Here is a 5046-nt window from a genome sequence, read left to right as displayed (position 1 = left end):
CGACAAAGACATCGGCGATGCCCTGTGCGCCAAGATGAAAGTCGAGAAGTGTGAAGTGTATGTGTCCGACTGGGACGGCATCATCCCGGCCCTGAATGCCAAGAAGTTCGACTTCCTGGTGTCCTCGCTGTCCATCACCGATGAACGCAAGCAGGCCGTCGACTTCACCGACCCGTACTACTCCAACAAGCTGCAATTCATCGCGCCCAAAGCCACTGCGGACTTCAAGACCGACGCCGCTTACCTGAAAGGCAAGACCATCGGCGCACAACGTGCGACCCTGGCCGGCACCTACCTGGAAGACAAGCTGCCGGACACCACCGCCAAGCTGTATGACACCCAGGAAAACGCCTACCTCGACCTGACGTCCGGCCGCCTCGATGGCATCCTCGCCGACAAGTACGTGCAGTACGAGTGGCTCAAGAGCAAAGACGGTTCGGCCTACGAGTTCAAGGGCGAACCTGTAGTAGAAAGCGACAAGATCGGTATCGCCGTACGCAAGGGCGACCCACTGCGCGAACGCCTGAACAAAGCCCTGGCAGAGATCAAGGCAGACGGCACCTACAAGAAGATCAACGACAAGTACTTCCCGTTCAGCATCGAATGATCTGAGCGATTTGCCCGGCGCGCCCATCTGGGCGCGTCGGCTTTTAGCAATGCCTGCTGCGATATGAAAACACCATGAATTTCGATCTCTACGGATTCGGCCCGGCGCTCGCCGCCGGCGCGCTGATGACCGTCAAACTGGCGCTCACGGCCCTGTGCCTGGGGCTGGTGCTCGGCTTGGCCGGCGCCCTGGCCAAGACGTCCCCGTACAAGCCGTTGCAATGGCTTGGCGGTGCATACTCGACCATTGTTCGCGGCATTCCCGAGCTGTTGTGGGTGCTGCTGATTTATTTCGGCACGGTCAACCTGATGCGTGCCCTGGGGGAGTTTTTTGGCAACCCCGACCTTTCCCTGAGTGCCTTTGCCGCCGGGGTCATCGCCCTGGGCTTGTGCTTTGGCGCCTATGCCACGGAAGTGTTCCGGGGCGCGATCCTCGCCATACCCAAGGGCCACCGCGAAGCCGGCGTGGCGCTGGGGCTGTCGAAGTTCAGGATTTTCACCCGCCTGATCATGCCGCAGATGTGGCGCATCGCCCTGCCGGGCCTGGGTAATCTGTTCATGATTCTGATGAAAGACACTGCGCTGGTGTCGGTGATCGGCCTCGAAGAAATCATGCGTCACGCACAAATCGGCGTGACCGTTACCAAGCAGCCGTTCACCTTCTTCATGGTGGCCGCCTTCATGTACCTGGGCCTCACGGTGCTGGCCATGACCAGCATGCACTTTCTGGAAAAACGCGCCGCCCGCGGCTTTGCAAGGAGCACCCAATGAGCGGCGACTACAGCTGGCTGGCGCATTTCGACCTGGGCCTGAACTGGGCCGTGATCATCAAGTGGCTGCCGAAGTTGGCTCAGGGCGCGATCCTGACCCTGGAGCTGGTGGCGATCGCCGTGATTGCTGGCTTGTTGCTGGCGATTCCGCTCGGCATCGCTCGCTCCTCGCGCCGCTGGTACGTGAGCGCCCTGCCCTACGCCTACATTTTCTTCTTCCGCGGCACGCCGCTGCTGGTGCAGTTGTTTCTGGTCTACTACGGCCTGGCGCAGTTCGATACGGTGCGCGAGAGCTTCATGTGGCCGTACCTGCGCGATCCGTTCTGGTGTGCCACGGCGACGATGACCCTGCACACCGCAGCCTATATCGCCGAGATCCTGCGCGGCGCGATCCAGGCCATCCCGCCGGGTGAAATCGAAGCGGCACGGGCATTGGGCATGTCCAAGCCCAAGACGCTGTTCTACATCATCCTGCCCCGCGCCTCGCGCATCGGCTTGCCGGCGTACAGCAATGAAGTGATCCTGATGCTCAAGGCCAGCGCCCTGGCCAGCACGGTAACCCTGCTGGAACTGACGGGCATGGCGCGGACCATCATCGCCCGCACCTACCTGCCAGTGGAGATCTTCTTCGCCGCCGGGCTGTTCTACCTGCTGATGGCTTACATCCTGGTACGCGGCTTCAAGCTGCTGGAACGCTGGCTGCGCGTCGATGCCTGCCAGGGACGTTAAGGCACGCTTCGAGGCGCTGGATGCGTTTCTGATCGAGCATCAAGGGCTGTGGCGACCACGGCCCTTTACCCACCTGCAATTACCCTGGGAAAGCGAACATTCTGAGCTGGCCCAATGGCTTCGCCAACGCTCGTTGGCGGATGCCGAAGCCCATCACAACCAACCCCACGAGCTAACGGCACCCGCACCTTTTATGGCGTTGGCATTGCAGGCGAAGCGCCTCAGTGCTGTGGATAAGTTGCCGGCACAACCGCTTGAACCCGCCCGCCACCGCCTTAACGTCGACGTACCCGGTCGCAAATGGCAGCAGATCGAAGCCTTCGGGGCGACGCTAGCGTTTGCTGAACCTGCCACGCACTGGCTGGACTGGTGCGCCGGCAAAGGTCATCTCGGCCGCCGCCTGCTGCAACCTGGCCAGCAACTGACCTGCCTGGAATACGACCCGGCCCTGGTCGCTTCAGGCCAGGCGTTAAGCGAGCACCACGGCTTGCCTGTGACCCATCGCCTGCAAGACGTGATGGCGGACATGACACTCAACCCCGAATACACCCCCGTCGCCCTGCATGCCTGCGGCGATCTGCATGTGCGCTTGCTGCAACTGGCCAGTGCAGCAGGTTGCAAACAACTGGCACTGGCGCCCTGCTGCTACAACCGTATCAGCGCCGATTGCTACCAACCGCTGTCCAACATCGCTCGCGCTTCAGCCCTGAGGTTATCCATCGATGACCTGGGCCTGCCTCTGAGCGAAACCGTCACCGCCGGCAGCCGCATGCGCCAGCAACGGGACATCTCCATGGCTCGGCGCCTGGGCTTCGATCAGTTGCAACGGCAATTGCGCGGCCGCGACGACTACTTGCCCACACCTTCACTGCCCGCCAGCTGGCTGGGTAAACCGTTCGCCGACTACTGCCGGGAGCTGGCGAGCCTCAAAGGTTTATCCACAGGCGAACAGGATTGGGTAGCGCTGGAAGCCCATGGCTGGCGACGCCTGGCGCAGGTGCGAAACCTGGAGTTGGTACGTGGTTTGTTTCGTCGCCCACTGGAAATGTGGCTGGTGCTGGACCGGGCACTTTATCTGACAGAACAGGGCTACAACGTTGAGGTAGGCAGCTTCTGTGAACCCACACTGACCCCACGCAACTTGATGGTGCTGGCTGAGCGCGATTAAGGGGCAAATTTTCCTACACGCGCCCTGTGGATAACTCTGTTGATGAATTCTTTACAGAGGCTGTAGCTATCAGTGCTACAGGCCAAAAGCACGACTGGTCATTTTTTGTTCACAAAATAAAGTGCACACAAAACAGGCAGTTGCAGCGTGTTGAGAACCGCTCCACAAAATGGCTGTTTCGTGACAGCCCCAACCAACCGATTGTGCATAAGCATCTGGCGTTAAGCGTATAAACCGCGCTTTAGACGGTATTTTTCGACGCCTTCAACACCCGGCATATCTCGTTGATATCATCACTGGCCAAGTGCTTGGCCACGTTGTCCAGCGGGTCGGCCGCAAACGCCAGCGCCTCGTTGATCGCCATGTCGCGATGAACCTCCAGCGGGGCTCTCCCCAGGCGCCGCTTGAAGGCATCGACCATGTCCAGGCTGAAGGCATCGCTCTCATCCACTTGGTTGACCACCACATGCACAACAGGTGGGCGCTCACCCTCAAGATGGGGCGCCAGCAATGGGTCCAAGTGATCCAGGGTGGCGAGGCACGCAGCGTCGGGATGAACGACCAGCAGCACCACATCGGCCACGCTCAGGGCTTGATGGAAGTAAACATTATTACCGGCGGGTGTATCGATAATCAGCGTTTGCCGCTCGTTCAGGCCCAGGGACGAGAGACGCTGCGCCAACCAACCGGGTTCGTGCTTGAGCCAGCGTTCGAGGTTTTCCTGCTGCTGGATATCGATATCGCCAAAAGTAATAACCTGGCAACCGGCGAAGCCGACCTGTTGCAGGTCGCGCCATTGCCCGTGCTCCAGGCTGGTGCGACCAATACCGGGCAATGCCGAATTGACGCCGAAGTGATGGTGCAGCGCATTTTGCGGGTCCAGGTCCAGTACCACCACTGACTCGCCATGGCGCTGCAAACCACTGCCCAAGGCTGTGGCCAGCGTGCTGCGGCCAACGCCACCATTGATGGACACCAGTGCCACGACTTTCGCCGGCACCGTTGGATTATCGACAGGTTGGGAATCGGCGGGAGCGCTTTCGTCGGCGGGCACACTGCCGAAAAAGTGCATCCGTGCATTAATGCCTTGGGCATCATGGCTGACGTCTTTGCCAAACAACGCCAGAAGCTCTTCGCTAAGGCTCATAGCCTTCTCCTCACGACGCAACTTAAAGACGTGAAGGTCGGCAAGCAGGCACTAGCCGCAGGTCTTTTTATAGGCGTCCCAGTTCACGCATTCTGTGACAGGCGTGGCAAAGTGTCATTATTTTGATGTTTTTTCCGATCACTTTTTAGACAAACGGCATTTAGTCAATTTAATGACCATGCGACGACTTAGTGCATTCGCCCCTTCAACGCGCGGCTTAAAGCGCACACATCCTGACAACCAATGCTGTTGACCGCAGGGTCTAGCGGATCGCGACCATAGGCCCGAGCTTCACTGAACGTCGGATCACGCTGCACCGTACCCAGTACAGCATCACCCAGGCGCAACTTGAACACTTCGGTCATGTCCTGGCTAAACGCGTGGGTGCTGTCCACTTGGTTGATCACGTAGAACCGCCGGGGTGGTGTTTCGCTGGCGAGGTACGGCGCGAGCAACTCGTCCATCTTGGCCAAACGCTTGCCGAGAAAATCGAGATCCTGCCCCAACCAACGATCCAGGCTTTGTTGCTGCGTCAGGTCGGTCTCATCAAACGCAACCAGACGGCATCCTGCAAACCCTCGGCAAGGTAAAGCCTGCCAGGTTTGGTTGAGCAGACTGGTCAAGCC

Annotated in this window: 5 protein-coding genes and 1 pseudogene; 4 read left to right on the top strand and 2 right to left on the bottom strand. The window is 59.5% G+C overall.

Annotated features, from left to right (window positions below):
* From ACRESD_RS09545 to ACRESD_RS09530, 4 genes are all read left to right on the top strand, one after another.
* Nucleotides 1-607: transporter substrate-binding domain-containing protein (locus tag ACRESD_RS09545; RefSeq protein WP_431750689.1), on the top strand; the 607-nt coding region annotated here is incomplete at its 5' end.
* 74 nt (nucleotides 608-681) lie between these two features.
* Nucleotides 682-1377 (top strand): ABC transporter permease, encoded by a 696-nt coding sequence (locus tag ACRESD_RS09540; protein WP_005783890.1) that lies wholly within the window; start codon nucleotides 682-684, stop codon nucleotides 1375-1377.
* A 38-nt stretch (nucleotides 1378-1415) separates the two neighbouring features.
* Nucleotides 1416-2105: an ABC transporter permease gene (locus tag ACRESD_RS09535; RefSeq protein ID WP_431750690.1), complete on the top strand. Its 690-nt coding sequence runs from the start codon at nucleotides 1416-1418 to the stop codon at nucleotides 2103-2105.
* Nucleotides 2086-3273: a methyltransferase gene (locus tag ACRESD_RS09530; protein ID WP_431750688.1), complete on the top strand. Its 1188-nt coding sequence runs from the start codon at nucleotides 2086-2088 to the stop codon at nucleotides 3271-3273. Before ACRESD_RS09535 ends, ACRESD_RS09530 begins: the two co-directional genes overlap by 20 nt.
* Before the next feature lie 241 nt (nucleotides 3274-3514).
* Here ACRESD_RS09530 and bcsQ read toward each other — a convergent pair whose 3' ends face one another.
* Both bcsQ and ACRESD_RS09520 read right to left on the bottom strand, forming a co-directional pair.
* Nucleotides 3515-4420 (bottom strand): cellulose biosynthesis protein BcsQ, encoded by a 906-nt coding sequence (bcsQ, locus tag ACRESD_RS09525; RefSeq protein WP_431750687.1) that lies wholly within the window; start codon nucleotides 4418-4420, stop codon nucleotides 3515-3517.
* 188 nt (nucleotides 4421-4608) lie between these two features.
* Nucleotides 4609-5046: pseudogene (locus ACRESD_RS09520) on the bottom strand (cellulose biosynthesis protein BcsQ); the annotation flags it as partial.

This window comes from Pseudomonas sp. (assembly GCF_050739995.1).
Classification (GTDB): domain Bacteria; phylum Pseudomonadota; class Gammaproteobacteria; order Pseudomonadales; family Pseudomonadaceae; genus Aquipseudomonas.
Note: the sequence above shows the minus strand (reverse complement) of the source record. Positions and strands in the feature narration are given on the sequence as shown.

What these genes read in the sequence shown, in the direction of transcription:
- ACRESD_RS09530 (WP_431750688.1), top strand. Translation starts at nt 2,086, where the DNA reads ATGCCTGCCAGGGACGTTAAGGCACGCTTCGAGGCGCTGGATGCGTTT.
- ACRESD_RS09540 (WP_005783890.1), top strand. Translation starts at nt 682, where the DNA reads ATGAATTTCGATCTCTACGGATTCGGCCCGGCGCTCGCCGCCGGCGCG.
- bcsQ (WP_431750687.1), bottom strand. Translation starts at nt 4,420, where the DNA reads ATGAGCCTTAGCGAAGAGCTTCTGGCGTTGTTTGGCAAAGACGTCAGC.